32 protein-coding genes and 1 pseudogene are annotated in these 24,952 nt (G+C 34.4%); 25 read left to right on the forward strand and 8 right to left on the reverse strand.

The genetic code is table 11. The features are described 5' to 3' along the window. Positions 1 to 74 precede the first annotated feature (74 nt). Together MKX66_RS06065 and MKX66_RS06070 are read left to right on the forward strand one after the other, a co-directional pair. The gene (locus tag MKX66_RS06065) at positions 75 to 587 is read left to right on the forward strand and encodes a GNAT family N-acetyltransferase (protein ID WP_215589755.1); all 513 of its coding nucleotides are present in this window, start codon (positions 75 to 77) and stop codon (positions 585 to 587) included. 154 nt (positions 588 to 741) lie between these two features. Then, positions 742 to 975 (forward strand): annotated as a pseudogene (locus tag MKX66_RS06070) (serine hydrolase); the annotation flags it as partial. A gap of 218 nt (positions 976 to 1,193) precedes the next feature. On the opposite strand, the gene MKX66_RS06075 reads toward MKX66_RS06070, so the two are convergent. Continuing rightward, a complete protein-coding gene (locus MKX66_RS06075) occupies positions 1,194 to 1,895 on the reverse strand; it encodes a collagen-like protein (RefSeq protein ID WP_326997333.1) in 702 nt (233 codons plus the stop codon). A gap of 367 nt (positions 1,896 to 2,262) precedes the next feature. Between MKX66_RS06075 and MKX66_RS06080 the strand changes: the two genes are divergently transcribed. The 9 genes from MKX66_RS06080 to MKX66_RS06120 all read left to right on the forward strand — a co-directional run bounded on the left by MKX66_RS06080 (position 2,263) and on the right by MKX66_RS06120 (position 8,962). Further along, entirely contained in the window at positions 2,263 to 2,679 is a 417-nt protein-coding gene (locus MKX66_RS06080; RefSeq protein ID WP_193653490.1) for a GNAT family N-acetyltransferase, read from the forward strand. 33 nt (positions 2,680 to 2,712) lie between these two features. Further along, entirely contained in the window at positions 2,713 to 3,117 is a 405-nt protein-coding gene (locus MKX66_RS06085) for a GNAT family N-acetyltransferase (RefSeq protein ID WP_060751382.1), read from the forward strand. 15 nt (positions 3,118 to 3,132) lie between these two features. Next, complete coding sequence (locus MKX66_RS06090; protein ID WP_341085784.1) at positions 3,133 to 3,486, forward strand: MmcQ/YjbR family DNA-binding protein; 354 nt, start codon at positions 3,133 to 3,135, stop codon at positions 3,484 to 3,486. A 92-nt stretch (positions 3,487 to 3,578) separates the two neighbouring features. Further along, positions 3,579 to 3,965, forward strand: coding sequence for a ribosomal maturation YjgA family protein (locus tag MKX66_RS06095; RefSeq protein WP_002127740.1), 387 nt, complete (start codon positions 3,579 to 3,581; stop codon positions 3,963 to 3,965). 21 nt (positions 3,966 to 3,986) lie between these two features. Further along, positions 3,987 to 4,493 carry a DNA topology modulation protein gene (locus tag MKX66_RS06100; RefSeq protein WP_215589753.1) on the forward strand — a complete coding sequence of 169 codons (507 nt, stop codon included), beginning with the start codon at positions 3,987 to 3,989 and terminating at the stop codon, positions 4,491 to 4,493. A gap of 59 nt (positions 4,494 to 4,552) precedes the next feature. Next, the gene (locus MKX66_RS06105; RefSeq protein WP_002127738.1) at positions 4,553 to 5,230 is read left to right on the forward strand and encodes a formylglycine-generating enzyme family protein; all 678 of its coding nucleotides are present in this window, start codon (positions 4,553 to 4,555) and stop codon (positions 5,228 to 5,230) included. Positions 5,231 to 5,322: 92 nt separating this feature from the next. Next, complete coding sequence (locus tag MKX66_RS06110) at positions 5,323 to 6,519, forward strand: macrolide family glycosyltransferase (protein ID WP_341085785.1); 1,197 nt, start codon at positions 5,323 to 5,325, stop codon at positions 6,517 to 6,519. A 76-nt stretch (positions 6,520 to 6,595) separates the two neighbouring features. Next, entirely contained in the window at positions 6,596 to 7,156 is a 561-nt protein-coding gene (locus tag MKX66_RS06115; RefSeq protein WP_002165644.1) for a hypothetical protein, read from the forward strand. Between the two features lie 438 nt (positions 7,157 to 7,594). Next, positions 7,595 to 8,962 (forward strand): lytic polysaccharide monooxygenase, encoded by a 1,368-nt coding sequence (locus MKX66_RS06120; protein ID WP_341085786.1) that lies wholly within the window; start codon positions 7,595 to 7,597, stop codon positions 8,960 to 8,962. A 212-nt stretch (positions 8,963 to 9,174) separates the two neighbouring features. Here MKX66_RS06120 and MKX66_RS06125 read toward each other — a convergent pair whose 3' ends face one another. The 3 genes from MKX66_RS06125 to MKX66_RS06135 form a co-directional block, all read right to left on the reverse strand. Next, a complete protein-coding gene (locus MKX66_RS06125; RefSeq protein WP_193653484.1) occupies positions 9,175 to 9,609 on the reverse strand; it encodes a GNAT family N-acetyltransferase in 435 nt (144 codons plus the stop codon). A 105-nt stretch (positions 9,610 to 9,714) separates the two neighbouring features. Continuing rightward, positions 9,715 to 10,377: a ribose 5-phosphate isomerase A gene (gene rpiA / locus MKX66_RS06130; protein WP_002136714.1), complete on the reverse strand. Its 663-nt coding sequence runs from the start codon at positions 10,375 to 10,377 to the stop codon at positions 9,715 to 9,717. Positions 10,378 to 10,381: 4 nt separating this feature from the next. After that, entirely contained in the window at positions 10,382 to 10,702 is a 321-nt protein-coding gene (locus MKX66_RS06135; RefSeq protein WP_002189833.1) for a 2Fe-2S iron-sulfur cluster-binding protein, read from the reverse strand. Between the two features lie 143 nt (positions 10,703 to 10,845). Here MKX66_RS06135 and MKX66_RS06140 point away from each other — a divergent pair, with 143 nt between their 5' ends. Together MKX66_RS06140 and clpP are read left to right on the forward strand one after the other, a co-directional pair. Continuing rightward, on the forward strand, positions 10,846 to 11,532 hold the full coding sequence (locus MKX66_RS06140; RefSeq protein WP_002127730.1) for an RNA polymerase subunit sigma-70: 687 nt from the start codon (positions 10,846 to 10,848) through the stop codon (positions 11,530 to 11,532). Between the two features lie 20 nt (positions 11,533 to 11,552). Further along, the gene (gene clpP, locus MKX66_RS06145) at positions 11,553 to 12,134 is read left to right on the forward strand and encodes an ATP-dependent Clp endopeptidase proteolytic subunit ClpP (RefSeq protein ID WP_002085123.1); all 582 of its coding nucleotides are present in this window, start codon (positions 11,553 to 11,555) and stop codon (positions 12,132 to 12,134) included. Positions 12,135 to 12,187: 53 nt separating this feature from the next. On the opposite strand, the gene MKX66_RS06150 is transcribed toward clpP, so the two are convergent. Further along, positions 12,188 to 13,045 (reverse strand): glycine betaine ABC transporter substrate-binding protein, encoded by an 858-nt coding sequence (locus MKX66_RS06150; RefSeq protein WP_002085124.1) that lies wholly within the window; start codon positions 13,043 to 13,045, stop codon positions 12,188 to 12,190. A gap of 173 nt (positions 13,046 to 13,218) precedes the next feature. Here MKX66_RS06150 and MKX66_RS06155 point away from each other — a divergent pair, with 173 nt between their 5' ends. Together MKX66_RS06155 and MKX66_RS06160 are read left to right on the forward strand one after the other, a co-directional pair. After that, positions 13,219 to 14,424 carry a quaternary amine ABC transporter ATP-binding protein gene (locus MKX66_RS06155; RefSeq protein WP_002013036.1) on the forward strand — a complete coding sequence of 402 codons (1,206 nt, stop codon included), beginning with the start codon at positions 13,219 to 13,221 and terminating at the stop codon, positions 14,422 to 14,424. Beyond that, on the forward strand, positions 14,417 to 15,253 hold the full coding sequence (locus tag MKX66_RS06160) for an ABC transporter permease (RefSeq protein ID WP_002127727.1): 837 nt from the start codon (positions 14,417 to 14,419) through the stop codon (positions 15,251 to 15,253). The genes MKX66_RS06155 and MKX66_RS06160 overlap by 8 nt, the downstream gene beginning before the upstream one ends. A gap of 47 nt (positions 15,254 to 15,300) precedes the next feature. Here the strand turns inward: MKX66_RS06160 and MKX66_RS06165 are convergent, their stop codons facing one another. Continuing rightward, positions 15,301 to 15,537: a hypothetical protein gene (locus MKX66_RS06165; RefSeq protein WP_215589750.1), complete on the reverse strand. Its 237-nt coding sequence runs from the start codon at positions 15,535 to 15,537 to the stop codon at positions 15,301 to 15,303. A gap of 215 nt (positions 15,538 to 15,752) precedes the next feature. Between MKX66_RS06165 and MKX66_RS06170 the strand changes: the two genes are divergently transcribed. The 5 genes from MKX66_RS06170 to MKX66_RS06190 all read left to right on the forward strand — a co-directional run bounded on the left by MKX66_RS06170 (position 15,753) and on the right by MKX66_RS06190 (position 18,272). Further along, entirely contained in the window at positions 15,753 to 15,926 is a 174-nt protein-coding gene (locus MKX66_RS06170; protein WP_002085128.1) for a hypothetical protein, read from the forward strand. A 104-nt stretch (positions 15,927 to 16,030) separates the two neighbouring features. Beyond that, on the forward strand, positions 16,031 to 16,522 hold the full coding sequence (locus MKX66_RS06175; RefSeq protein WP_078185648.1) for an HIT family protein: 492 nt from the start codon (positions 16,031 to 16,033) through the stop codon (positions 16,520 to 16,522). Further along, entirely contained in the window at positions 16,506 to 17,342 is an 837-nt protein-coding gene (locus MKX66_RS06180) for a PP2C family serine/threonine-protein phosphatase (RefSeq protein ID WP_341087616.1), read from the forward strand. Before MKX66_RS06175 ends, MKX66_RS06180 begins: the two co-directional genes overlap by 17 nt. Positions 17,343 to 17,405: 63 nt before the next feature. Beyond that, positions 17,406 to 17,723 carry a DUF4181 domain-containing protein gene (locus tag MKX66_RS06185; protein ID WP_080784428.1) on the forward strand — a complete coding sequence of 106 codons (318 nt, stop codon included), beginning with the start codon at positions 17,406 to 17,408 and terminating at the stop codon, positions 17,721 to 17,723. Positions 17,724 to 17,888: 165 nt separating this feature from the next. Then, a complete protein-coding gene (locus tag MKX66_RS06190; RefSeq protein ID WP_341085787.1) occupies positions 17,889 to 18,272 on the forward strand; it encodes a DUF4181 domain-containing protein in 384 nt (127 codons plus the stop codon). A gap of 108 nt (positions 18,273 to 18,380) precedes the next feature. On the opposite strand, the gene MKX66_RS06195 is transcribed toward MKX66_RS06190, so the two are convergent. Then, the gene (locus tag MKX66_RS06195) at positions 18,381 to 18,890 is read right to left on the reverse strand and encodes a GrpB family protein (protein ID WP_326997327.1); all 510 of its coding nucleotides are present in this window, start codon (positions 18,888 to 18,890) and stop codon (positions 18,381 to 18,383) included. Positions 18,891 to 18,929: 39 nt separating this feature from the next. Beyond that, positions 18,930 to 19,775, reverse strand: coding sequence for an oxidoreductase (locus MKX66_RS06200; protein ID WP_326997326.1), 846 nt, complete (start codon positions 19,773 to 19,775; stop codon positions 18,930 to 18,932). 136 nt (positions 19,776 to 19,911) lie between these two features. Between MKX66_RS06200 and MKX66_RS06205 the strand changes: the two genes are divergently transcribed. The 5 genes from MKX66_RS06205 (at position 19,912) to acoB (ending at position 24,932) form a co-directional block, all read left to right on the forward strand. Further along, positions 19,912 to 20,871: a helix-turn-helix domain-containing protein gene (locus tag MKX66_RS06205; RefSeq protein WP_215589746.1), complete on the forward strand. Its 960-nt coding sequence runs from the start codon at positions 19,912 to 19,914 to the stop codon at positions 20,869 to 20,871. Positions 20,872 to 20,994: 123 nt separating this feature from the next. Then, positions 20,995 to 22,191 (forward strand): MFS transporter, encoded by a 1,197-nt coding sequence (locus MKX66_RS06210; protein WP_341085789.1) that lies wholly within the window; start codon positions 20,995 to 20,997, stop codon positions 22,189 to 22,191. A gap of 41 nt (positions 22,192 to 22,232) precedes the next feature. Continuing rightward, positions 22,233 to 22,712 (forward strand): DinB family protein, encoded by a 480-nt coding sequence (locus tag MKX66_RS06215; RefSeq protein WP_002085139.1) that lies wholly within the window; start codon positions 22,233 to 22,235, stop codon positions 22,710 to 22,712. A gap of 169 nt (positions 22,713 to 22,881) precedes the next feature. Beyond that, entirely contained in the window at positions 22,882 to 23,880 is a 999-nt protein-coding gene (acoA, locus tag MKX66_RS06220; protein WP_215589744.1) for an acetoin:2,6-dichlorophenolindophenol oxidoreductase subunit alpha, read from the forward strand. Positions 23,881 to 23,897: 17 nt separating this feature from the next. Further along, positions 23,898 to 24,932 carry an acetoin:2,6-dichlorophenolindophenol oxidoreductase subunit beta gene (acoB, locus tag MKX66_RS06225; RefSeq protein ID WP_002085142.1) on the forward strand — a complete coding sequence of 345 codons (1,035 nt, stop codon included), beginning with the start codon at positions 23,898 to 23,900 and terminating at the stop codon, positions 24,930 to 24,932. Positions 24,933 to 24,952 lie beyond the last annotated feature (20 nt).

Consider the following 24,952-nt stretch of genomic DNA (forward strand, 5'->3'; position numbering starts at 1 on the left):
AAGTTTGTATTATTATTAGGTAGATCAGTTGAAAGAAAGGTACAGAGAAAAATCATTATGAAAGGAAGAAAACAATGATAAGGGAAGCAATGAAAGAAGATGTAACATTTATTTTAGATATTTATAATGATGCAATCCTTAATTCAACAGCTGTATATGCGTACAAACCTGTAACCCTTGAAAATAGAATAGATTGGTATGAACAAAAAAAGGCTGATGGCTATCCTATTTTAGTCTACGAGCTAGATAATAAAGTAGTAGGATTTGCGACATTTGGCCCCTTTAGGGCATGGCCTGCCTATAAATATTCAGTTGAACATTCTGTGTATGTTGATAAGGAATATAGAAAAAATGGAATTGGGTCCTCTTTAATAGAAGAATTAATCACAATTGCAAAAGAAAGAGAATATATGACCTTAATTGCTGGAATTGATGCGGAAAATGAAAAAAGCATTGCAATGCATAAAAACTTCGGATTTGTTTATTCGGGAACAATAAAAAAGGCTGGTTATAAGTTCAATGGATGGCTGGATTTAGCTTTTTATCAATTGGAGCTTAACGGACCTGGAAATCCTATCGAAGAATAGATGTATTCGTTATGCGTAATAATTAATTTTAAAAGGTAGTGTGAAGAAATTTCATGCTATCTTTTTCTTATTGTATTCATGATTATCATTTAACAAAAAAGGATTCTTATATTCTATATCGAATTTTGAGAAGATGATAAAACGATATAAGGCAGGTATACCTTATTATCATCTAGCACATATGACAGGCGGATTATCCACGGCTACAATAAATATTGGTATAATAGGAATGTTTCATGAATTTCCGTTTCTTTATGTAATTGGGGGAAAGGATTTACCTAATCGATTTGATAATAAAGAGGTTGATGAAACAATTCTAGAAGCTTTGAAGTGCTTATATAAAGAATATAAGATGACAAGTGAAACAAACGTTGTAACCGATAATTGAATAAAAACGTTATTTTAATAGCAGGGAGGAGAATAGTGCACCTAAAGGAGTATGCCGTTTACAAAGGTGAATCCCTCATATATATCGGGACTATAAGGTAATGCGCTCAGCATATGGGAGTGTCTGGTGATTTCTAACATAAAAAGAGAGCACAAAGGCTCTCCTTAATGGTTTTGTGATCCGCCAGCAAAACGAAAAGCTTCAAGTACTTCAATACATTAGAAATTTTGTGTACATGAAGTACAAGGTCCACCAGTAGGTTGAAATACAACATTGTCAACAAAAGCTGTTGCGCCTTCTCCCCCTGTAGCAGTATTTTGGAAAGAAATACATGCTGTAGTTACAGTAGCAGGTATACACACAACAAGAATATAATGTTGGAAAAGAGATTGTGGTTGATTCATAACTGGTACAATATGTGGAATGTTTAATGGACCAAGAGTTACAGGGGCAGGAGGACATGCTTGCCCAAGTTCTGGGAAAGATACTGAAGCTATAAGAAATGCACCATCCCTTACATCTGCAGCAAAAGAAAACGTATAACAACAACCTGCGTCAACATCAACTGTTTGATTAATACTTCCACCTGGATTAATTGATGCAGCTAAGAGACTAAATGAACCATTTGACAGAAACCGGCCACTATGAACGTTTGGAAACCCTACTTCTGAAACAGAACCTGCTTGATTCCAACCTGGAACTGGATCTCCTACTACTGCCGGCTCGTCAAATCCAGGGTTGTCAAGAATATTATTACATGGACAACATCCTACTGCTGTTGGACCTGTTGGACCTGTTGGACCCGTTGGACCCGTTGGACCCGTTGGACCTGTTGGACCTGTTGGACCAATTTCAGGTGGAGGTATAGGGGGGCCGAAACATTCGCACGGGATATGAAATTTCTTTTTAAATTTACTCATTTTTACACCATCCTTATCATTCACCCACTTACACTTTATAGTTTATGAATTAGCTAACACGCAGGTATAAGGAAAAAGCCTTTAAAAATAAAAATAAGCATAAGCCCTTATGACACAAATATAAACCCATTCTATAATATATAAGGAACATGGCTTTACTCCAAACAGCACTTATTTTTTGGCCATCTATTTTATTATTAATTGCTAGTTTTGCCGTTATAAGTTATGTGAGAATAGGCTATGTCTCTGTACCAGGCATAATTGGTTTTTCATGCTTTGTTACATATGCTGGATTTATATTCATCAGTATATTAAAGAGAAGAAGTAAAAATTAAATGTAGCTTACTAAGTTGAAAGGAGGAAATATATGAAAAGCATAGAGAACGGTACTCGCACTGAAGGTGAATACATTAAAAATAAAGTAATTCAATATAATATGTCTATCTTAACAGATGAAGTAAAACAGCCCATGGAACAAGTAAGTTTTGTAGTGAAAGATGAGGAAGGAAAAATCTTTGGCGGGGTAACAGGAACGATGTATTTTTATCATCTTCATATAGATTTTTTATGGGTTGATGAATCTGTTCGTCATGATGGTTATGGTAGTCAATTGTTACATAAAATAGAAGAAATTGCGATGGAAAAAGGATGTAGACTCATTTTACTAGATTCATTTAGTTTCCAAGCACCAGATTTTTATAAAAAGCACGGATACCGAGAATATGGTGTTGTTGAAGATCATCCTAAAGGGCATAGTCAACACTTTTTAGAAAAGAGATTATAATAATATTATGTACACTAGTTTAGGGGAGAAAAAATGTACACGTATAAATTACAACATGAACAACCAATCTGTGTAGAAAAAATAAAGAAACTTTACGATTCTGTAGGTTGGTGGCCAGAAAGAAAAGAAGTCGATATTCAAAAAATGTTAAAGAATAGTATAGCAATTGGAGTATGGGAAGAAAACGAATTAATTGGATTTGCTAGAGTTGTTACTGACGGTGTTTTTCGGGCGTATATTGAAGATGTTGTCGTACATGAGAGTGTAAGAAACAAGGGAATTGGTGAGAAGATGCTTACAATGTTACTTCAAGAGGTATCCGATATTGATATTGTTAGTCTATTTTGCGGAGAGAAACTAATAAAGTTCTATGGTGAACAGCAATTTAAAGCGACGAAGCAAATTGTGATGCATCGTAATCAAATAGTAAAAGAATAAGAGGTGCCAATTAGAATGAATGCAACAAGAGCATATTGTTTATCGAAAAGAAAAGCGACAGAAGATTCTCCAGATGGCTGGAGTGCAACATGTATGAGGCTCAATAGTAAAATATTTGCGATAGTGAACCATGAAGAAGGGGAAAAAGCTGCGATTACATTAAAATGTGATCCAGAACTCTCTTTACGAATAAGAGAAGATTACCCAGAAACAATAATTCCTGGATATCATATGAATAAAAAGCATTGGAATACAGTGTACATACATAAGGATGTGGGGCAAGAACAAATTAATAAAATGATAGATTGGTCGTATGATTTAGTATTACAATCATTTTCAAAGAAAAAGCAGCAAGAGTTATTGGATTAAATACAAAGTGAAGTCGACTATAAATAGCTAGTAAAATGATTATATTTTACTAGCTATTTGCAGTTTTACATTATATATTAGGGGATTTTGAAATGAATACGAAACGAAATAGATTACTATATGCGGTGTTTACTATAGTTGTTATTATTTTAGGTCTTAGTTCAAGAAAGTTTGCTTTTGCGTTACCAGATTTGTTAAATGAGTACTTAGGTGATGCTTTATGGGCATTAATGATTTTTACTGGATTCGGATTTTTGTTTCCTAAAATAGAAATGAAGAAATTAGCTTTTATTAGTTTGATATTTTGCTACGGGATTGAAATTAGCCAATTGTACCATGCGGAATGGATTGATAGCATTCGCGCAACGACTTTAGGTGGACTCGTATTAGGTTACGGATTTTTATGGAGTGATTTAGTGGCTTACACAATTGGTGTTGGAGTAGGAATGCTTGGTGAGTTTATGCTACGGAAGAAATAAAAGATGTAAAAAGGGGTATTTATGAAAAAAATAATATTAATAGGTCCTGGTGGTTCAGGAAAATCTACATTAGCAAAACAGTTAGGGAATAAATTAAATATTAAGGTGCATCATCTTGATGCACTATTTTGGAAACCAAATTGGGAGGGTGTACCGAAAGAGGAGCAAAGAACGGTTCAAAATGAATTAGTTAAAGGGGAAAAGTGGATTATTGATGGGAATTATGGCGGGACAATGGACATAAGAATTAACGCAGCTGATACAATTATCTTTCTTGATATTCATAGAACAATTTGTGTTTATCGTGCTTTTAAAAGAATTGTGCAATATCGGAATAAAACAAGACCGGATATGGGGGCTGGATGTGAAGAAAGATTTGACTTGCAATTTTTCAAATGGATATGGGAATATCCTAAGTCGAAAAGACCTGCAATTTTAAAAAGACTCGATCAATTCAATAAGGATAAAAGAATTATTATTTTAAAAACACCAAATGAGGTTCAACGATTCATAAAGGAAGTGCAGTAAGTATAAATTGGTGCATTAAAAACATTAAATTATGTTCCATTTTGAATGGAGGAATAATATTGAATGAAATAATTCGCTTGATTGATTCTTATATGGTAAAAATCCCAGCAGGGGAGATAGTTTTAAGAGACGATCGAATTAAAAGAGAATGGAAGGCCCAAATTAAGCCGTTTCTTCTTGCACAATATACTGTAACGATGGAATTATATTATACTGTTATAAATGAATCATCAAATTCTTTTCTAGGCAATCATAAACCCGTTGTTAATACTTCTTGGAATGATGTGATTATATTTTGTAATTTACTTTCAAAAAAAGCGGGATTAAAAGAATATTATTCTATTAGTGATGGCGGTCAAAAGGTTAGTTGTAATGTAGAGTCCAACGGCTACCGATTACCTTCTGAGGGAGAGTGGCAATATGCATGTAAAGCAGGGACTACTGGGTATACATATGGAGAACTTGATAAGATAGCTTGGTATAATAAAAACTCGGATGGGAAAATTCATGAGGTCGGTAAAAAAGAACCGAATGCATGGGGAGTATATGATATGTTAGGGAATGTTTGGGAATGGTGTTATGATTTGTATGATGAAAAGGTATATGGATCGTACCGAATTTTCCGAGGCGGTAGCTGGGCTGAAGAAGCGAGAGGGTGCGGTGCTACCTGTCGCCGTCGTAGTCATCCTACATTTCATATAGATGATCTCGGTTTTAGGCTTGCTAGGTCAATTTAGCAGGAAAATGATACATATAACTCCGTAAAGAGTATGGAAAGTATCCATACTCTTTACAACATAGAAATTTTAAAATTTAAGGAGTGTTTTGAATGGCACGTGTTTTATTCATTAACGCTGGATCAGAAGGACATATAAATCCAACATTACATGTTGTAGAAGAACTGATTTCTCGCGGTGAAGAGGTAGTTTATTTTTCAATAGAGGCTTTCAGGGAGCGTATTGAGAAGACAGGCGCTACTGTACGAACGATTGATGATGAAAAATTTATAAAAGCATTTCTTTCCGGTGGTCGAAATTATTTACAGGAAAGAATAAACGGCCTTCTATATACAGCTGATATTGTAATACCTAGTGTTCTAGAACAAATTGAAGGTGAACATTTTGATTATATTATTCATGATTCGATGTTTGGCTGTGGCCGCTTAATTGCTCAAATTCTTAATCTTCCAGCCATAAATTCATGCACATCTTTTGCACAAGATGAAAAATCATTTAAACAAATGTTAGACCATCTTTCTAAAAATATCCCACTGGAAGTTCAGGATAGAATACATAATGATTTTGAAAACTTAACTAATGGAATTACAGAAAAATATGGTGTTAATATAAACTCACCGTATGAAGTTTTCTGTAATCCAGCTTCACTTACTATTGTGTATACAATTAAGGAGTTCCAACCTTTTGGGGATACATTTAATGAAACATTCAAATTTGTGGGTCCATCTATCTCTACACAAGTGAAAAATGAAGGTTTTGATTACACTTCAATTGAAGAAAAAAGCCTGATTTACATTTCATTAGGTACTGTTTTTAATGAAGCGCTTGATTTTTATAAACTTTGTATGAAGGCGTTCGAGAATAGTAAGCATACAATTGTTATGTCTATTGGCAACAAAACGGAAATAAGTGATTTAGGTAATATCCCTAAAAACTTCATTGTGAAAAACTATGTACCACAAACTGAACTTCTCAAATATACGAAACTATTTATTACACACGGCGGTATGAACAGTACGCATGAAGGGGTATATAACGGTGTTCCACTCGTTGTAATTCCGCAAAGTGCAGATCAGCCAGTAATCGCAAAGCAAGTGGAGAGTCTCGGGGCAGGAGTTAAATTGCAAATGCAAGGATTAACTGCGGATCAACTAAGTGAAAGTGTAGAAATAGTATTAAATAATCCGTCATGTAAAGAAGCTGCTTTGAATTTGAAGGAGTCTCTCCGAAAATCAGGTGGGTATAAGCAAGCTGTTGATGAAATTTTTAAATTTACAGGCCGTTATTAAAACTATACATGTGAAAGGGTGTCTATATTAAATGATATAGACACTTTTATGTTATATGAAGCGAGGAATTGATGAAATGGAAAGAATGAAAATACTAGATGTAAATTTTGCTGATATGACAGCTACACCATTTTTTCAAGTGGAGGCGAAAAATAGAATTAGATTCGATATAGAATTATTTGAGGGTAATTTGAGAGGATTAAGAGGGATTTTGACTGAACTTTTTAAAAGTCCTGATACGATTGATGTTTCATTTATTTCCGGTTACATAACATATGGTAAAAGTAAGAGAATAAATGAGAAAACAAAAATTGGAAGGTTCATGAAGATTAAGAATTGGACAGAAACGAAAGTAGACGTTGATGATCTTGAAAGTACAATCATATTTACTACGATTAAAGGTGTACATGAAGATGAAGTATATAAGTATTGCAAGTATGTCGTTAATGGTGGTCAGCAAGCGTATATTTCTTTTTATAACGATACTTATTTATTGTATATAAGTACAGACGTTATTGACATTGTTTCACCAGATACAAGTTTAATAGAAAAGTTAAAACTTCAATACAGTGAAGAATATGATAAATTTTATGAAACTATATTGACGGATTCGGAAATGTTTACAAGTGATAAGTAATTTCAAAGTATTGATAGAAAGATATATGGAAAATGGAGATGGCACGTTGTTTTAAAATAATGTGATCTCACATTGCCATGCGTTTTAAGTTAACGATGAAGGGTTTCAAGACGACTTGGTGCAATTCATCCATATATATACCTAAAATTTTTCATTACAAGTACTACAATTTCTATTGCTCACTTTTACTTTATAAATTTAGGATGTAGTTTTACGTGTTAGTAGTAATTTCACTGTTTCTGCACAACTTCTGCACGCATTTAGGTGATTTCTATGTCATGATATATTCCATAAGTGAAATATTTCACAAGAAATGAAATGTTTCTTTACGACGGTGTATGCATATTTACGCATACACGAAATAAGATTGACTCTTGTTATTCTTTTACATCAAAGCCCACATTACACTACGAAGTATAACAAGAAGGGGACAGGAACATGAATAATCGATTTTTAAAACAACTACAAAACTTGAAAATGAACAAAAAAAGTATAGGAGCTGTTGCATTAACAGCTGGAATTATCAGCACGACACTTATTCCTCAAAATGCATACGCGCACGGCTTTGTTGAAAAGCCTGGTAGCCGTTCCGCTTTATGTAGTCCAACTTATGGTTCTCTAAATGTAAACTGCGGAAGTGTTATGTATGAACCACAAAGTTTAGAAGCTCCAAAAGGATTCCCACAAGGTGGCCCAGTTGATGGGCAAATCGCTTCTGCAGGTGGAAAATTTGGCGGTATTTTAGATCAACAAACAGCAAATCGTTGGTTTAAAAATACAATCACTGGTGGGGAAAATAGATTTACTTGGAAGTATACAGCACCTCACTTAACAAGCAAATGGCACTACTATATTACAAAAAAAGGATGGAATCCAAATAAAGCACTAACAAGAGCAGACTTTGAGCCAATTGGCACTGTACAACATGATGGTTCTGCAGCTTCAAATAATTTAACTCATAAAATCAATGTACCTACTGACCGTAGTGGATATCATGTGATTTTAGCTGTATGGGATGTAGCTGATACAGCAAATGCGTTCTATAATGTAATTGATGTGAATCTCATCAATAATGTGAAACCAGACACAGAAGCGCCAAGTATTCCAAATGGAATTCAGGCGCAAAAAGTAACAGCAAATAGTATAGAACTAACATGGAACGTTTCTACGGATAATGTAGGAGTAAAAGGGTACCAAATCTTCCGTAACGGAGAGATGATTGACACAGTACCAGGCACTTATTTTATTGATAAGAAATTACAACCAAGCACAGAATACACTTATACTGTAAAAGCAATTGACGCAGCTGGCAATGTATCGAAAGAAAGTACAGCGCTTACAGTGAAAACAACAGTTGAAGCTCCTGATACAGAAGCACCAACACAACCAAAAGGATTACATAGCATGGGAACAACAGCGTCAAGTGTGGATCTAATGTGGAGCCCATCTGATGATAACGTTGGAGTAGACTATTACGATATTTATAGAGAAATAGAAGGAACAATGAAAAAAATTGCAACATCCAATACGACTTCTTATATGGATAAAAATTTACTCGCTAATACTACTTATAAATATGCAGTGAAAGCAGTGGATGTAGTTGGAAATGAATCCGTACAAAGTGATACGTTCACAATTACTACAAAAACTGAAAGCGCTTCATATGAAGCGTGGGATGCAAAGAAAGCATATAAAAAGGGGGATAGAGTTTTACACGAGGGAAAAGTGTATGAAGCAGTCCAGAATTATGAAGGACATGGGGATCCAAACTGGATTTTTGCTTTATCCTTATGGAAAACAGTGTAAGCTTTACCTCAAAATGAAATGAAAGATGATGGGCTTTGATGCAAAAAAAGGAAGTTTGAGAGTTAACTTTTCTGCTTATAAAAAAGACGACGTATTCAGCGTCGTCTTTTTGTATTAATCTAGAATATTCATCAAAGAGACTTTCAAACGAATAAGCTACAGAAAGGTTACTATACGAATACATAATGTAGAATCATATAGTAACCTTTCTATTATGATAACACTTTCGTCATAAGAATATGTGGAATTCCATCTTCCATAAATACGTCGGAAGAAGTTTGATAGCCTAATTTTTCATAAAACCCTTCAGCTTGTGTTTGACCGTGTAGTTTCACTTTATTTGCTTCTTTGTTACGAGCAATCTCTTCTAGTGCTTTGATTATTACTTTGCCTAATCCGTATTTGCGATAGTCTTTTAAAATACAAATTCTTTCTAGTTTACCCATTCCGTCAACGAATCGTATACGGCCAGTTCCTACAGGAAGTTCATTATAATAAACTAATATATGTTTGCATACTTCGTCAATTTGGTCATATGTATCGAATTCATCCTCAAGAGGTACACCTTGTTCTTTTACGAATACTTCTTTTCGAATGTAAAAGGCAGTTTCTAAATCTGTAAGTTCTGTTATGAGTTTGGATTGCAAATTGTTCAGCCCTTTCTAGTGTGATATGAATGTGTTTTCATAGTATATCATACTGTAATGCTATAAAAGAAAAAACTGACTTGTAAAAGTCAGCCTTTAAAATGCTTAATATTCTTTTATACCGTTTTTTGTTCCGATGATCGCTTTGCTCGTCATATTGATAAATAATCCTGTTTCAACTACACCGGTAATCATCTTTAACTCTGTATGTGTATCATTTGGATTCAATATTTTATTTGGAAAAATACAATCAATAATTAAATTGCCGTTATCAGTTATAAATGGTCCGCCATCTTTCATACGTAAACGCGTTTCGCATCCTAAAGATTGAATTCTTTTTTCAGTTTGCTTCCAAGAGAAGGGGATGATTTCAATAGGAAGTGGAAAGGTACCTAAATGTGAAACGAGTTTGGATTCATCTGCAATAATAATAAGTTCTTTAGAGGAGGTGGCAACAATCTTTTCGCGAAGTAATGCACCACCACCACCTTTTATTAATTGTAAATCATTATTGATTTCATCTGCTCCATCAATTGTGAGATCAAGTATATCAATTTCATTTAAAGAGATTAGCGGAATAGATAATTGTTTTGCTAATACTTCAGTTTCTTTTGATGTCGGTGCAGCTTGAATAGATAACCCTTCTTGTACACGGTGACCTAATTTTTGTATCGTCCAATATACGGTTGAACCCGTACCAAGTCCAATCGTCATACCATCTCTTACAAAGCCAGCAGCATATTCGCCTGCAAGCTGTTTTAAATTCATCATTTTACTCCGCCGGGCGTGATCCAGCATCTAAACCGGAATTTTCAACTGTAAGTATAGGGCGAACGGTAATATCTTTATGTACACGCATTTGGCACGATAATCGTAAGTGGTCTTCAATTCCTTTTTCCGTAATAGCTTGTTTTTCATCATTTGTCGCCTCACAAAAATCACCTGCAATGACTTCAACTCTACAAGTTGTACATCTTGCTTTGCCACCGCAACGATGAAGAATGTGTACACCGTTATCTTCAAGTGCTAAGACTAATTTCGTTCCTTCTTTAATATCGAAAGTTCCGGTACCTTCCACTGTTAATTTTGGCAAATTGATTCCTCCTCATGTAAAATGCTATATAACATATTTATGACCCGTATTCATGAACATAAACATAAAATTAATTATAAGCCCCGTAACTTTTTTATTTGTTCAATCGTTTATTAAGTAAGCGCTGAAAAGGAGTGGTTATTTTGTGCACAAAAGTAACTCAGGTTTTAAAGGATCATATCGATATGAATCATTCAAATATAAATTTTTTAATTACACATTATGCAGAGGTAAAAAGATACTGTACGTTTTTGACGAAAAACAAATGGGATGGGGAAGACCTTGCCCAAGAAGCAATTTGCAAAGTTCTTCAAAAGTATAGTGAGAAGGAAATTTGTATAACGCTTCTGTATAAAATTGCTCGAAATCAATGGTTAGATCAAATGAAATCAAAATCCGTTCAAGAAAAGTTAGAACAGCAAAATACATTTGAAGAACCACATGGAAAAATTGCAGATTTGCATGAAATGGTAGGGAAAGTATTGTCTTCGTTAAATGTGCAACAATCCGTAATTTTATTATTGAAGGATGTTTTTCAATATAGTATCGCGGATATTGCAAAAATATGCTCTGTATCAGAAGGGGCAGTGAAAGCATCTTTATTTAGGAGTAGAAATAGGCTGAAAACTGTAAATGAAGAAGGCATTGAAATAGTCGAGTACACGGATGATGTTGAAATCGTTGTAACTTCTATTCGAGAAGAAAGACCTGAATTGTTGACGAAACTTCTCCCAACAATAGATTTCACTAAGTTACCATCAATACAACCGGTGTTATTCTTCAGTATGAAACAATCTTCTTCTTACAGTTGTATGCTTAATGCGGCATAAAACAGATGGAGGGATTTATAATGAGTGTAATTCCTTACGTAATAGAACAAACGAAATTAGGAGAACGCTCCTATGATATATATTCAAGATTATTAAAAGACCGAATTATTATGATTGGTTCAGAAATTAACGATCAAGTTGCAAGCAGTGTAGTAGCACAATTATTGTTTTTAGAAGCGGAAGATGCAGAAAAAGATATATTCCTGTATATCAATAGTCCGGGTGGTTCAACGACAGCGGGATTTGCAATATTAGATACGATGAACCTTATTAAACCAGATGTGCAAACACTTTGTATGGGCTTTGCGGCATCATTTGGTGCGCTTTTACTATTAGCTGGCGCAAAAGGAAAAAGATTTGCGCTCCCTAACAGTGAAATCATGATTCATCAACCGCTCGGCGGTGTAAAAGGGCAAGCAACGGAGATTGAAATTACAGCAAAAAGAATTTTAAAGTTAAAACACGATATAAATAAAATTATCGCAGAGCGAACAGGGCAACCAGTTGAAAAAGTAGCACATGATACAGAAAGAGATTATTTTATGACGGCAGAAGAAGCGAAGGAATATGGAATTGTCGATGCAGTTATTGAGAAAAAATAACATAAAACAGGCTAGAGAATATACTAAATTCTCTAGCCTGTTTTTGTCACTCTTTATTCTTTTATCCATTCATCAACTAAAGCTTGATTCTTTTTAATCCATTTTCGCGCGGCTTCTTCCGGATCTTTCGTTTTATTTAGCATGACCATTAAAGTACCTAGTTGTTCATCGTTCATTTTCCATTGGTCAAAGTATTTCACAATATCCGGATGATCTTTTTCGAAACCTTTACGAACTGAGTAATAAATGTCATCTTTTTCACCATATACTTTCTTAGGGTCTTTTAAATATTTTAAGTCAAATTCTGAAAAGCCCCAATGAGGATTCCAAAGCGTAACAGCAATTGGTTTCTTTTTCGTATATGCCTTCTTTAGTTCGCTCATCATCGCAGCTTCTGAAGATTGGACAAGTTTTAGTTTTATATCATATTCCTTCATTGCTTTATTCGTTAAATTCATTAGGCTACTACCAGGTTCAATCCCAACAATTTTATTATCTAGCTCATCTTTATGTGCATTTAAATCTTCAATACTGTTAACGTTTTTCACATAAGAAGGGACGACTAAACCAAGCCCAGTACCTTCATACCATTTTGATTTTAAGACGAAGTCATCTTTGTAACGGGCATTTAATGGTTTATCTGTAACAGGAAGCCATACTTCTAGATTCGCATCAACATCACCACGTGCGACGCCAGTCCATATCGCAGCTTTTTCTAAATACATGAGTTCAACTTTATAGCCTTTTTCTTCTAATAAAACTTTCCACATATTTGCGGTTGCGATATTTTCTTTCCAACTTGTTACACCAAGTTTAATTTTTCCTTTCGAATTTGCATTTGTTGCATTACAAGAAGTGAAAATCATACTAATAAATAGTAACAGACTTATAATCCATATTTTTTTTCGCATTCAAAACCTCCTGTGAAGCTTTTGCTTTTTATAAATTAATCTATAAGTGAACCTTCTTATTATGAACGGAAACAAGAATTTTTAAAGAAATCTTATATATGTCATTTTTATGTAATATTTCTCTGTAAAATCGCAACACTATGTAAATAGATGGGTAGAAAAGGAGTAGTGACATGGATAATACAAAGGTACGTGTTGAAAATGTAACAAAAGTCTTTGGGAAACATCCGCAACGAGCGCTTACCTTATTAAAAGAAGGAAAAAGCAAATCGGAAATTTTAAAGGAGACAGGAATGAACGTTGGTGTGAAAAAGGCAACGTTTGAAGTATACACTGGAGAAATTTTCGTTATTATGGGTTTGTCTGGTAGTGGGAAATCAACGCTAGTTCGAATGCTGAATCAATTAATCAAACCGACAGCCGGGCATATATACATAGATGGTGAAGACATCGCAACGATGGGAAAAGAAGAATTGCGAAGAGTAAGAAGGACGAAAATGAGTATGGTTTTTCAGAAGTTTGCTTTATTTCCACATCGTACGGTAATACAAAACGTTGCGTACGGGTTAGAAATTCAAGGAGTTCCAGTAGAGGAACGAGAAAATAAGGCGTTAGAATCGCTACAGTTAGTAGGACTCGATCATCATAAAGATAATTACCCTAGTCAACTTAGTGGTGGTATGCAGCAGCGTGTTGGAATTGCAAGGGCACTAACGAATAATCCAGATGTATTACTAATGGACGAGTCATTTAGTGCCTTAGATCCACTAATTCGAAAAGAAATGCAAGATGAATTGTTAGAGTTACAAGATAAAATGGAAAAAACAATTATTTTTATTACACATGATTTAGATGAAGCTCTTCGAATTGGTGATCGTATCGCATTAATGAAAGATGGAGAAATTGTCCAAATTGGAACACCGGAAGAAATTATGATGAGCCCTGCAAATGAATTTGTAGAGAAATTCGTGGCGGATGTGAATTTAGGAAAAGTAATTACGGCAGAATCTATTTTAAAAAGACCAGAAACGTTATTAATCGATCGTGGGCCGCGTGTAGCTCTGCAAATTATGAGAAATGCAGGTGTTTCTACCGTATATGTTGTGAACAAAAAGTATGAGTTTTTAGGTATTTTAACAGCGGATGATGCAAGTAAAGCAATGAAAAAACAATGGCCAATTGCTGATTTATTACTTAACGATATTCCACACGTTTATCTAGATACATTACTGGAAGAAACGTATGCAAAAATGGCGGAGATGAAATATCCATTACCCGTAATCGATGAAAAGAAAAGGTTGAGAGGAATTATTAAACGTGAAAGTGTCATTCAAGCTCTTGCAGGTAACATTGAGGAAGAGGTGAAAGACGATGAATAATATTCCGCGCATTCCATTAGGCGAATGGGTCGATTCATTTGTTGCAAGTTTATATGAGCACTTTGAAGGCTTGTTCCGAGGATTCTCCTATATTATCGGTGGATTTGTTGATTTACTCACTAATTTTTTAACAATAATACCAGCCATAGTGATGATTATCATCTTATGTTTCCTCATTTGGTACACAACGAGGAAATTATCTTTAGTCATTTTTACGCTCATCGGATTATTATTTATTTTAAATATTAACTACTGGGCACAAACGATGCAAACATTAGCGCTCGTACTTACGTCAGTTATTATTTCAATTATTATCGGAATTCCCATTGGCATTTTAGCATCTCAAAATGAACGTTTCTCAAAATTTTTAAAACCGACATTAGATTTTATGCAAACAATGCCGGCATTCGTCTATCTCATTCCCGCGATAACATTTTTTGGAGTAGGCGTCGTACCAGGCATTATTGCTTCCGTTATTTTTGCTATGCCACCGACAATCAGATTTACAGACTTAGGAATTAGACAAGTTCCAGAAGATTTAATTGAAGCTGCGAATGCGTTTGGCTCTACCGCATCACAAAAATTATTTAAAGTACAATTACCGCTCGCAACCGGAACGATCATGGCTGGCGTGAATCAAAGTATTATGCTTTCGTTATCAATGGTTGTAACAGCTTCACTTGTAGGAGCGCCAGGACTTGGCGTCGATGTATATCGTTCTGTAACACAAGTAAATATCGGAATGGGATTTGAAGCTGGACTTGCTATCGTCGTGATTGCGATTATATTAGACCGAATTACGCAAGGGTTTTATACAAAAAGAAAATAATTCAAAAAACACACTTTATACTACAAAGTGTGTTTTTTGAATTCGAATTACATCCGAACAATAACAGAACCTCCAGCTGGTGCACAAACTTGGTTTTGCTGTTGTTCCATTGATTTTATTAATTGATTATTTTCTTCGATTAATGAGATTAATTTAGCTAATTGGCTTTCAAGGCTTGCGATGCGCTGCATCATGTATTGTGAATCATAATGAGGTGTATTCCTTACTGGATGGGGGGAGTAAGCATATTGTTGATTTATATTTGGATTCCAATGAGGATACATTTGAATCGTTCCTCCTTCAATAAATTACTGATCTTTCTTATAGTAAATGCCTATGTATATGTAATGGTGACTTAAAAATTCTTTCAAACGAAGAGGATTATGTAGGGGGAATGGAAAAGTAATAAAGTACATTTTCTGGAAATTTTCAAGCGGAATAGCAAATATATTAGTAGACAGCAACGTTCATGTAAATGGATATTATATGGGGAGAAATTATGAGAGGAGATGCTATTTTGGCTAATAATAAAAAAAGAAATGATGCTATGACAATTGGTGTCGCTATAGGTGTTGTAATCGGTGTAATTCCTGGTGTATTTAATGATAATATAGCAATCGGAATAGCGATTGGGATTGCAGTTGGAATGGGGATTACGCTTTTGAAGAAATAATGAGTTGTAAATTATTTTAATGTGAAAATTCTCATTTCAAGAGATTGAATTTTCGGAATATAAAACCTGTTTTTCCTTTTTTTATGATATTATATATGCAAAGGATGGTGATGGATATGCCAATAAACAATCAAGCAGAACAAAACTGCTTCATTTGTGAAAAACATAAAGGGAACATTACAGTTCCAGGTGGAGCTATTTACGAAGATGAACTCATTTACGTTGGACATGTCCATTGGGATGCAGAAGAAACATATCTTGGTTATGTAATGATTGATATAAAGAGACATGTACCTGGTCTCGCTGAATTAACTGAAGATGAGGCCAAGGCATTCGGACTGATAACAAGTAGAGTAAGTAAAGCGCTTAAAGAAAGCAAAGGTGCAGAACATATTTACAGTTTCGTTTCAGGTAATGGTGTACCACATTTGCATATGCACATTATTCCGCGTTATCCAAATACACCAAAAGAGTTTTGGTCACCGACTGAGGTAGCAAATTGGACTGGTGCACCACATGGAGATTCAGAGAAAATTAAAAAACTATGCGAAAGAATACGAAAGTATATGGTAAATGAGTATGCATACAACAAATAATACACAATATTCATGGGTTGGAAGTAGAGAAATGTGTTTAGACGAAGTTTCAGTCAAACAATATGGTGATATTGTACTTGGTAAATACGGCGGAAATATAAGTGCCGGAGCAAAAAAGAATGAAGACGGTGCATTAGTTTGGTCGAATGGTGATTGGGAATTTACCGTTATATTAGACGGACATAATAGTGCAGAAAGTGTTGATTTAGTAGTAAGTACGATTCAAGCAGAATATGAAAATATAAAAGTAATTATGAATGAACAGATTGAAACAGTATTTCGATCTGTTGAAAATCATATACTTACGATATTTCAATCCCGCTCATTTAAAGAAAAGTGCGAAAGGGTAAAAGGTGAAACTGCTTGCTTAATATGCGTAAGAAAAGAAAATTACATATGGTGGCTTTCCATAGGTGATTGCTTAGTTTATGTATTTCATGATGAATTACATAAATTAGGACAATATACATTGAATCAACGCCACTTTTACGAATGGATTGGAAATGTAAACACATTTGATTTACCCGTTCCTTGCTATTCTTCAGGAATTCGTGAACTACGTACTGGAAAGAATCGAATTGTAATGGTGACAGATGGGGTATTAGAATGCGGGGAACGCCGTTATGAAACGCCATTAAACCTATACAGTGATATGAATAAAAATAATATAGCGCTTAAAGAAAATGTTCACAATATTTTAGAACACGTTCATCATCAATTAGGACGAGATAGTGCGACCATTATTAGTTGGGACCTAGAAAACAAAACAAATGCTACGTATCCGAGTGATCAGCCGGAGAAAATTAAAGTGAAAAAATAAAAAGGAGAGGATTTTCTGTCAGTTACAAAAATATCCTTATTAATTTTATGGGTGCTATCTTTATTGGTTTTTGAAAGAATTGCGAGAAGACAGTTAAATATACCGAAACAAAAAGGATGGAATAACCAATATGTGAATGATACACATAAATGGGGAAATAGAATTATTATTTCCTCTTATATAGTTGTTATTGCTATAAGCACTTTTCTTCCAAATCGTATATATATGGGCTATGTACCTCTTTTGTTTTTTATTACGTTATATGGATTTCAATCATATATGGAGTGGAAATATGATAAGGAATCGCGGGAGTTTTTGATTTCATTATTAGGAGTTGCAGCATTAATAATAACAGGGTTCATACTATATTTCTTCCTTTAATATAGTATAAATTTAAAGGAAGAGGGAGAGAAGAAATGAAAACCCCTTTCTTACGTGCAGAATCGATCATTTTTAATGAGAATCATTCAAGAATACTCGTTCAATAACCGTTAATATAGTCCACTTTATTTTAAACAATTCAATGAAGTAATAGGAGGAATGATATTGAGAACCTATACATTTTGGATTATAATTTTTGTTTTTTGTATAGCGGGCTACTTTTTGGATCGATTTTTAAGAAAAAAATTGAATATGCCAAAGAGCGGGTTTTGGGGATATAATAAATATGTAAATAGCTTACATAAAAAATTGGAAATAGGACTGCTTTTTGTTTATTTAATAATTAGTTTTATTTACATCTTTAAATTCGAAAGCGCTAATATTTGGTTTATCATTTTCACTTATTTAGGGGTTACGTGGATCCTAAGGACATGGATGGAATGGAAGTATGATAGAGAATCGAAAGAATATATTTTTTCGATAATTGGATTATTTGCATTTATTTTTATGACTTCGATGCTATTTTACTTCGTTCCACCTGCTGCATAATAAAATGATTATTGATGGTACAAATAATGAGATAACTAATTAATAAGAAACCATTCATCTATACATGAATGGTTTCTTATTATGTGTACGAAGTTCGGTCTTCGCAATTTAATCATTTATTTTAGCCAATATGGATTTAATGAAATTTGTTTTATCCTCTGCATATTTATGCTTATCATTTGGGTTAGCTTTTGAAAGTTGAATCTTTAACTGTTCATACTGCATACGAGAAGTTTTATTGTCTATTAAGTAATCTCTGAATTTTAATTGTTCTATTAAATATGGATTCCCTTGTTCATACATATGAATTTGATGAGTTCTTGGCTCACCTTTATTGAAATAATACCTTTCGGGTAATACATGTTTTCTATATTTATAATTTAATTGTTCTAGGTTTTTAATACATTTTATACCATTTATGTAATCTTTTAATTCAATCGCAATATCAATAATAGGTTTTGCGCTTAAATGCGGGATGGAAGTACTTCCAATATGGTGTATCGCTAAAATATATTTTCCAATGTGTTCCTCAATTAATTGTTTTTCTTTTGAAAACTCAAATTCCCACTCTTCGGACCACGGAACTAAAAACACTTTACCATAGGGTAAACCTAGCATTTAATTAGCACCCCTTACATATTTTTTCAATAAAGTTACTTACATTTTCTTAAAGCTCCTCAATACAAGAAACTCCCACAATCTCCAAGGAAGAATCTTCTTCGCTAAGATCATGAATTTGACACCTTTTCCAATTGGATATCGTAAAGTAGTATGTTTTGCTTCAGCAATTTCTACGATTTTATTTGCAACATCCATCGGATTACCAAGTGTATCGTTGCCATTGTTTATGTGCTTTTGTATTTTATCCATATATTCTTTGTAAGGAGAGGTTGTATCAGATTTGTTTTCAGCTAGTTGTTTACCAACTTCCCATATGTTCGTGTTATAAGAACCAGGTTCAAGTAAGGCAACGTCTATCCCGAAAGGCTTTACTTCTAAGCGAAGGGATTCACTCCAGCCTTCTAATGCATATTTTGAAGAAACGTAAGGGGATAAACCAGGGAATCCGACTTGGCCGCTAATGCTGCTAATATTAATGATTTTTCCGCTTTTCTGTTCTCTCATATATGGTAAGGCAAGCTGAGTGATTGATATAGCTCCAAAAAGGTTCGTTTCAAATTGTTTACGGTATTCCTCTACTGGAATTTCTTCTACAAAGCCCCCAGTTGCATATCCTGCATTATTAATGAGAAGATCTACTCTGTTTATTTCTTTTAAAAATAATTGGAAGTTATGTATAGAACCTTGATCTGTTACATCTAATTGTTGAACTTTTATATTTTGTTGTAAGTGGAGTTTAGTAGCTTGAGATATTAAGTCTACTTGTTTTTCAAGATTTCGCATTGTAGCAATGACAAAATAGTCTTTTTTTGCAAGTTCAAGTGTCGTTAAAAGTCCGAATCCACTTGATGCCCCTGTAATAATCGCGATTTTTGTATTCATTGTTCGCTCGCTTTCTTTTTCTTTTATCATAACGAGTTATAAGGAGAAAATCTATTTATTGTATAAAGATATTTGATATAATTGAAAATAATTATCAATTAAATTTTGATTTTTACATAAAAGGAGTGTGGGTTTCATGGAGACTAACGGTTTTCATGATATTTTTCATAAATATTTTTATGGTTTACAAGTTGTAGAGGAAAGACATATGAATGTTCCAAAAACAATAGGTATGGGTGAAATACGAAGATGGACTTCGTTTTCAGGAATGGAAATTGTGTTATCAAATTATCAATTTCATAAAAATCATCGTATCCAGTTTGCATCTGATGCAGCAATGGTAGAGCTTAATTTTTGTTTACAAGGGTTCGGAGAAGTGCAAGTTGGTCATTCTTCGTATGAATTAATGACTGGAAATAGCTATTTATATTTTATGAATGATTTTGATGTAGTATTTGAATATGAAAAAGAAACGCCTCTATATTCATTAGCGATTGGGATTCCTGTACAATTGTTTAATCATTTCATGATGAATAATGCTATTGAAAAAAGTCTTGATTTTCATTCTATATTAGGAAATCAATCTTTTAAAAAGTTTCAAAATCCAATTGATTCTATAACATCTAATCTTATTAAGAGAATGATAGAGCATCCCCAAAAGGATCGTATTAATCAACTAGAAATAGAAAGTAAAGCACTCGAATTGCTTTCTATACATTTTGGGAGAGTGTTGCTTAATGATTGTGATGCAAATAAAAGGAGTCAATTATCAAAACAGGATTTGAATAAAATAAAACAGGCTGAAGAAATTTTACTTCAACGAATGGAATCACCCCCATCATTATTAGAATTAGCTAAAATAGTAGAGTTAAATGATTATAAATTAAAAATTGGGTTTAAAGAATTATTTGGGATGTCCACATTTGCATATTTACGAGAAAAGCGTATGGAGCATGCGATAGATTTACTGCGTTCGGGAAATAGTAATGTGACCGAAACGGCATTTGCAGTTGGATACAATAATGTCAGTCATTTTTCAGAGTTATTTCGTAAAAAGTATGGAATGAATCCATCAGAAATTTTACGTATTTATTAACGTAAAACAGGAATAATCCGCTATACCGTAAATTCCTCCGTCATTTGGTAGTTGCTTTTTGTAATGGTCATTATAATTACAAACAACATCCAATTGGAAATAACTTTTTATGGAGGAATTTAAATGAAAGAACGGAATGAAAGTCATTTTTGGATATTTGTATTAACAGGAATGTTTCTTATTATAACAACGACGGGTTTTGCACGTATGGCATATGGAATTATATTACCGTTTATGCAAGAAGGACTCCATTTATCTACAGCTCAAGCAGGTATGTTAGGAACTATACTCTTTTTAGGGTATTTATTAACAGTCGGAACATCTGGAATACTTACTATCCGTTTTGGAGCAAAATCAGTTTTATTAATAGGGAGTTGGCTCGTCGTTATAAGTTTAATAGGATTATCATTTGTTCCTTCAGTTTGGATAGCTGCTATTTTTATGCTATGTTCTGGAGCTGGTAGTGCCCTTGTATATACACCACTCATGTCAATAACAGTAGGATGTTTTCCAGAAAAAAGAGGAACTGCAATGGGGCTATTATTAAGCGGTGCTGGCATAGGCATGCTATTTAGTGGAATAATTGTTCCTTATATAGTACGTACATTTCCAGAGTATAGTTGGCGTGGTTCATGGCTTTTGTTTGGAATTATTACATGTATTGTTGTATTCGTTGCCTCAATTGTTTTGAAAAATCCAGAAGTTACTGAAGATGAGGAGGAAAGGAATAATAAGTCGTTTTTATGGAAAACGAAAGAGCTATACATCATTGCATGGATGTATTTTATTGTGGGCGTTGTTTATTTAATTCCAAATTTATATCAAACTAGTTTTATGATTAATAATGGTATTTCGGCATCAATTTCGGGAACTGTTTATGCGATTGCAGGAATGTTTTCAATCGTAGGAGCTCCTGTCTGGGGATTGATTTCGGATCGGATTGGTATAAAGAAGACGTTATGTATTGCACTTTTATTAGCTGTAATAGGTGATATGATTCCAATTATATTTGGACATACCATTGGCTTTATCATGTCGGCAATTATTTGGGGTTCCGGCCTCGGAGGTATCCTTTTATTAATTCAAGTTGCTGCTTCAAAGCAAGTATCTCCGAAATATGTCTCAATGGCAATTAGTTTTATATCCGTTTTCTATGCAGTTGGTCAAATGATTGGACCAGGACTTGCAGGATGGATTATCGGGGAAAGTGGATATACAACAGCTTATGGATTAGGTGCTTTTGGTTTCTTTATGTGCATATGTTTGGGATTAAGGCTAAAAAGAGGGGATCTGGCAAACTCAGCGTATATAGAGAAGTGAGTATTGTCTTGAAATGAATCTTTTTAATGGGGGGAAGCAAAGTGTTCCATGTTAAAGACGTATTAGCAGATCAGTTATTAGCAAATGCGAATGATCCCAGTTGGTATATTCCATTTTCAGATGCAGTTAAGGATTTATCTGAGAGAGAAGCTTTCTGGAAACCGAATGAAGAGTGTAATAGTATAGCTGAAATTGTACAACATTTACTGTATTGGAATACGACGTGGCAAACTAGGTACAAAGAATCAAATGTTAATGCTGTGCCTGCTATTGGTGATAATAACAAAAGTTTTATGCTTTCAGATAATCAAACATTTGAAGAGTTAAGAGAAAAACTATTAGAGAAACTGTTACAATGGCAAAGTCTCATAAATGAAGACAAGGTTGAAAGTGATGTAATTGGATTTCCTGTATCTGCGAAGTGGTGGGAAGTATTAGCTAATGTAACGACTCATAACGCGTATCACATTGGTCAAATTATTTACATTCGGAAATTACAGAAGAGTTTTGATAATGAATAAGATAATAATTCTCAAATTAGGTGAACAAAAGTGGACAAAACGAGACAGATGTCTCATTTTGTCCACTTTTTTATTATGAAAGAAAAGAGAAAACCTATTAAATCAGGGATTAGAATTTGGCACAGTACTTGCAATATAAAAGATGAACAAGAAAATAGGAGGGCTGGACATGTTAAAAACAACTGAAAGTAAAGGGAATGAAATTACGAAAGAACAAGCTCGTTGGATGTATGAAAAAATGTTAGAGATTCGTAAGTTTGAAGACAAGGTGCATGAATTGTTCGCGCAAGGCGTTCTGCCAGGTTTCGTTCATTTATACGCTGGTGAAGAAGCAGTAGCAGTTGGTGTATGTGCCCACTTAACAGATAGTGACAGTATTACAAGTACGCATAGAGGTCACGGCCATTGTATCGCAAAAGGTTGTGATTTAAATGGCATGATGGCCGAACTTTTTGGGAAAGCGACAGGGTTATGTAAAGGTAAAGGTGGTTCAATGCATATTGCCGATTTAGATAAAGGAATGCTTGGTGCAAATGGGATTGTAGGCGGAGGTTTTCCACTTGCTTGTGGTTCGGCATTAACAGCTAAATATAAAGGAACGAAAGATGTAAGTGTTTGCTTCTTCGGTGACGGAGCAAATAATGAAGGAACATTCCATGAAGGGGTTAATTTAGCAGCGATTTGGAAGTTACCAGTTATTTTTATCGCAGAAAATAACGGTTACGGTGAAGCAACAACATTTGAATATGCGTCAAGTTGTGATTCCATTGCAGATCGAGCGAAAGCTTACAATATTCCGGGTGTTCAAGTAGATGGAAAAGATTTACTTGCAGTGTATAAAGCGGCGGAAGAAGCAGTAGAACGTGCGCGTAATGGCGGTGGTCCAACAATAATTGAATGTATGACATATCGTAATTACGGTCATTTCGAAGGTGAAGCGCAAACATATAAAACTTCAGAAGAAAAAGAAGAACAATTAAATGAAAAAGATGCGATTGTGAATTTCCGTAAGCATTTAATTCATGAAGCTTTATTAACAGAATCTGAACTTGTGGATATGGAAAAGGCAGTAGATGAAGCAGTGCAACAATCAATTGAATTTAGTGAAAATAGTCCATATCCGGAAGATGAAGAATTATTAAAAGATGTATACGTTTCTTACAAATAAGAGGAGGGTGAAAAATAATGACTAGAACAGTAAGTATGTCAACTGCAATTAATGAAGCGATGAAAATATCAATGCGTCGTGATGAAAATGTAATTTTAATCGGAGAAGATGTTGCAGGCGGTGCACAAGTGGATCACTTGCAAGATGATGAAGCATGGGGCGGTGTACTCGGTGTTACGAAAGGACTTGTACAAGAATTTGGTCGAAATCGTATTTTAGATACTCCAATTTCAGAAGCGGGTTATATGGGAGCGGCGATGGCAGCTGCTGCAACAGGTTTACGCCCGATAGCTGAATTAATGTTTAATGATTTTATCGGTAGTTGTCTTGATCAAGTATTAAACCAAGGTGCAAAGTTCCGCTATATGTTCGGTGGAAAAGCGAAAGTGCCAGTTACAGTACGTACGATGCACGGTGCTGGATTTAGCGCAGCGGCACAGCATTCACAAAGTTTATATGCGTTATTTACGAGCATTCCAGGTATAAAAGTTGTCGTTCCTTCCACTCCTTATGACGCAAAAGGCTTATTATTAGCGGCAATTGAAGATGACGATCCAGTAATCTTCTTTGAAGATAAAACACTTTACAATATGAAAGGCGAAGTACCAGAAGGGTACTATACAATTCCTTTAGGAAAAGCAGATATTAAACGTGAAGGTTCTGATGTAACAATCGTTGCAATTGGAAAACAAGTTCATACAGCACTTGCGGCTGCAAAGCAATTATCGGAAAAAGGACTCGAAGTAGAAGTAATCGATCCACGTTCTTTATCACCGCTGGATGAAGATACGATTTTAGCATCTGTTGAAAAAACGAATCGCCTAATTGTTATTGACGAAGCAAATCCAAGATGTAGTATCGCAACAGATATTGCGGCAATTGTAGCGGATAAAGGATTCGATTTGTTAGATGCACCTATTAAACGAATTACAGCGCCACATACACCAGTTCCGTTTTCGCCACCACTTGAAAAGTTATATTTACCAACGCCGGAGAAAGTAATTGAAACTGTATCAGAGATGATCGGAGACCAATCTTTATTACGTGTGTAATGAAACGATGAGAAGGGAGA

The sequence above is a fragment of the Bacillus sp. FSL R9-9530 genome, assembly GCF_038008145.1.
GTDB lineage: Bacteria > Bacillota > Bacilli > Bacillales > Bacillaceae_G > Bacillus_A > Bacillus_A mycoides.

Excerpts from the sequence above, each read along its gene's own strand:
- MKX66_RS06065 (WP_215589755.1), top strand. The coding sequence starts at position 75 with ATGATAAGGGAAGCAATGAAAGAAGATGTAACATTTATTTTAGATATT.
- MKX66_RS06075 (WP_326997333.1), bottom strand. The coding sequence starts at position 1,895 with ATGAGTAAATTTAAAAAGAAATTTCATATCCCGTGCGAATGTTTCGGC.
- MKX66_RS06080 (WP_193653490.1), top strand. The coding sequence starts at position 2,263 with ATGAAAAGCATAGAGAACGGTACTCGCACTGAAGGTGAATACATTAAA.
- MKX66_RS06085 (WP_060751382.1), top strand. The coding sequence starts at position 2,713 with ATGTACACGTATAAATTACAACATGAACAACCAATCTGTGTAGAAAAA.
- MKX66_RS06090 (WP_341085784.1), top strand. The coding sequence starts at position 3,133 with ATGAATGCAACAAGAGCATATTGTTTATCGAAAAGAAAAGCGACAGAA.
- MKX66_RS06095 (WP_002127740.1), top strand. The coding sequence starts at position 3,579 with ATGAATACGAAACGAAATAGATTACTATATGCGGTGTTTACTATAGTT.
- MKX66_RS06100 (WP_215589753.1), top strand. The coding sequence starts at position 3,987 with ATGAAAAAAATAATATTAATAGGTCCTGGTGGTTCAGGAAAATCTACA.
- MKX66_RS06110 (WP_341085785.1), top strand. The coding sequence starts at position 5,323 with ATGGCACGTGTTTTATTCATTAACGCTGGATCAGAAGGACATATAAAT.
- MKX66_RS06115 (WP_002165644.1), top strand. The coding sequence starts at position 6,596 with ATGGAAAGAATGAAAATACTAGATGTAAATTTTGCTGATATGACAGCT.
- MKX66_RS06120 (WP_341085786.1), top strand. The coding sequence starts at position 7,595 with ATGAATAATCGATTTTTAAAACAACTACAAAACTTGAAAATGAACAAA.
- rpiA (WP_002136714.1), bottom strand. The coding sequence starts at position 10,377 with ATGAATTTAAAACAGCTTGCAGGCGAATATGCTGCTGGCTTTGTAAGA.
- clpP (WP_002085123.1), top strand. The coding sequence starts at position 11,553 with ATGAGTGTAATTCCTTACGTAATAGAACAAACGAAATTAGGAGAACGC.
- MKX66_RS06150 (WP_002085124.1), bottom strand. The coding sequence starts at position 13,045 with ATGCGAAAAAAAATATGGATTATAAGTCTGTTACTATTTATTAGTATG.
- MKX66_RS06155 (WP_002013036.1), top strand. The coding sequence starts at position 13,219 with ATGGATAATACAAAGGTACGTGTTGAAAATGTAACAAAAGTCTTTGGG.
- MKX66_RS06160 (WP_002127727.1), top strand. The coding sequence starts at position 14,417 with ATGAATAATATTCCGCGCATTCCATTAGGCGAATGGGTCGATTCATTT.
- MKX66_RS06165 (WP_215589750.1), bottom strand. The coding sequence starts at position 15,537 with ATGTATCCTCATTGGAATCCAAATATAAATCAACAATATGCTTACTCC.
- MKX66_RS06170 (WP_002085128.1), top strand. The coding sequence starts at position 15,753 with ATGAGAGGAGATGCTATTTTGGCTAATAATAAAAAAAGAAATGATGCT.
- MKX66_RS06175 (WP_078185648.1), top strand. The coding sequence starts at position 16,031 with ATGGTGATGGATATGCCAATAAACAATCAAGCAGAACAAAACTGCTTC.
- MKX66_RS06180 (WP_341087616.1), top strand. The coding sequence starts at position 16,506 with ATGCATACAACAAATAATACACAATATTCATGGGTTGGAAGTAGAGAA.
- MKX66_RS06195 (WP_326997327.1), bottom strand. The coding sequence starts at position 18,890 with ATGCTAGGTTTACCCTATGGTAAAGTGTTTTTAGTTCCGTGGTCCGAA.
- MKX66_RS06200 (WP_326997326.1), bottom strand. The coding sequence starts at position 19,775 with ATGAATACAAAAATCGCGATTATTACAGGGGCATCAAGTGGATTCGGA.
- MKX66_RS06205 (WP_215589746.1), top strand. The coding sequence starts at position 19,912 with ATGGAGACTAACGGTTTTCATGATATTTTTCATAAATATTTTTATGGT.
- MKX66_RS06210 (WP_341085789.1), top strand. The coding sequence starts at position 20,995 with ATGAAAGAACGGAATGAAAGTCATTTTTGGATATTTGTATTAACAGGA.
- acoA (WP_215589744.1), top strand. The coding sequence starts at position 22,882 with ATGTTAAAAACAACTGAAAGTAAAGGGAATGAAATTACGAAAGAACAA.
- acoB (WP_002085142.1), top strand. The coding sequence starts at position 23,898 with ATGACTAGAACAGTAAGTATGTCAACTGCAATTAATGAAGCGATGAAA.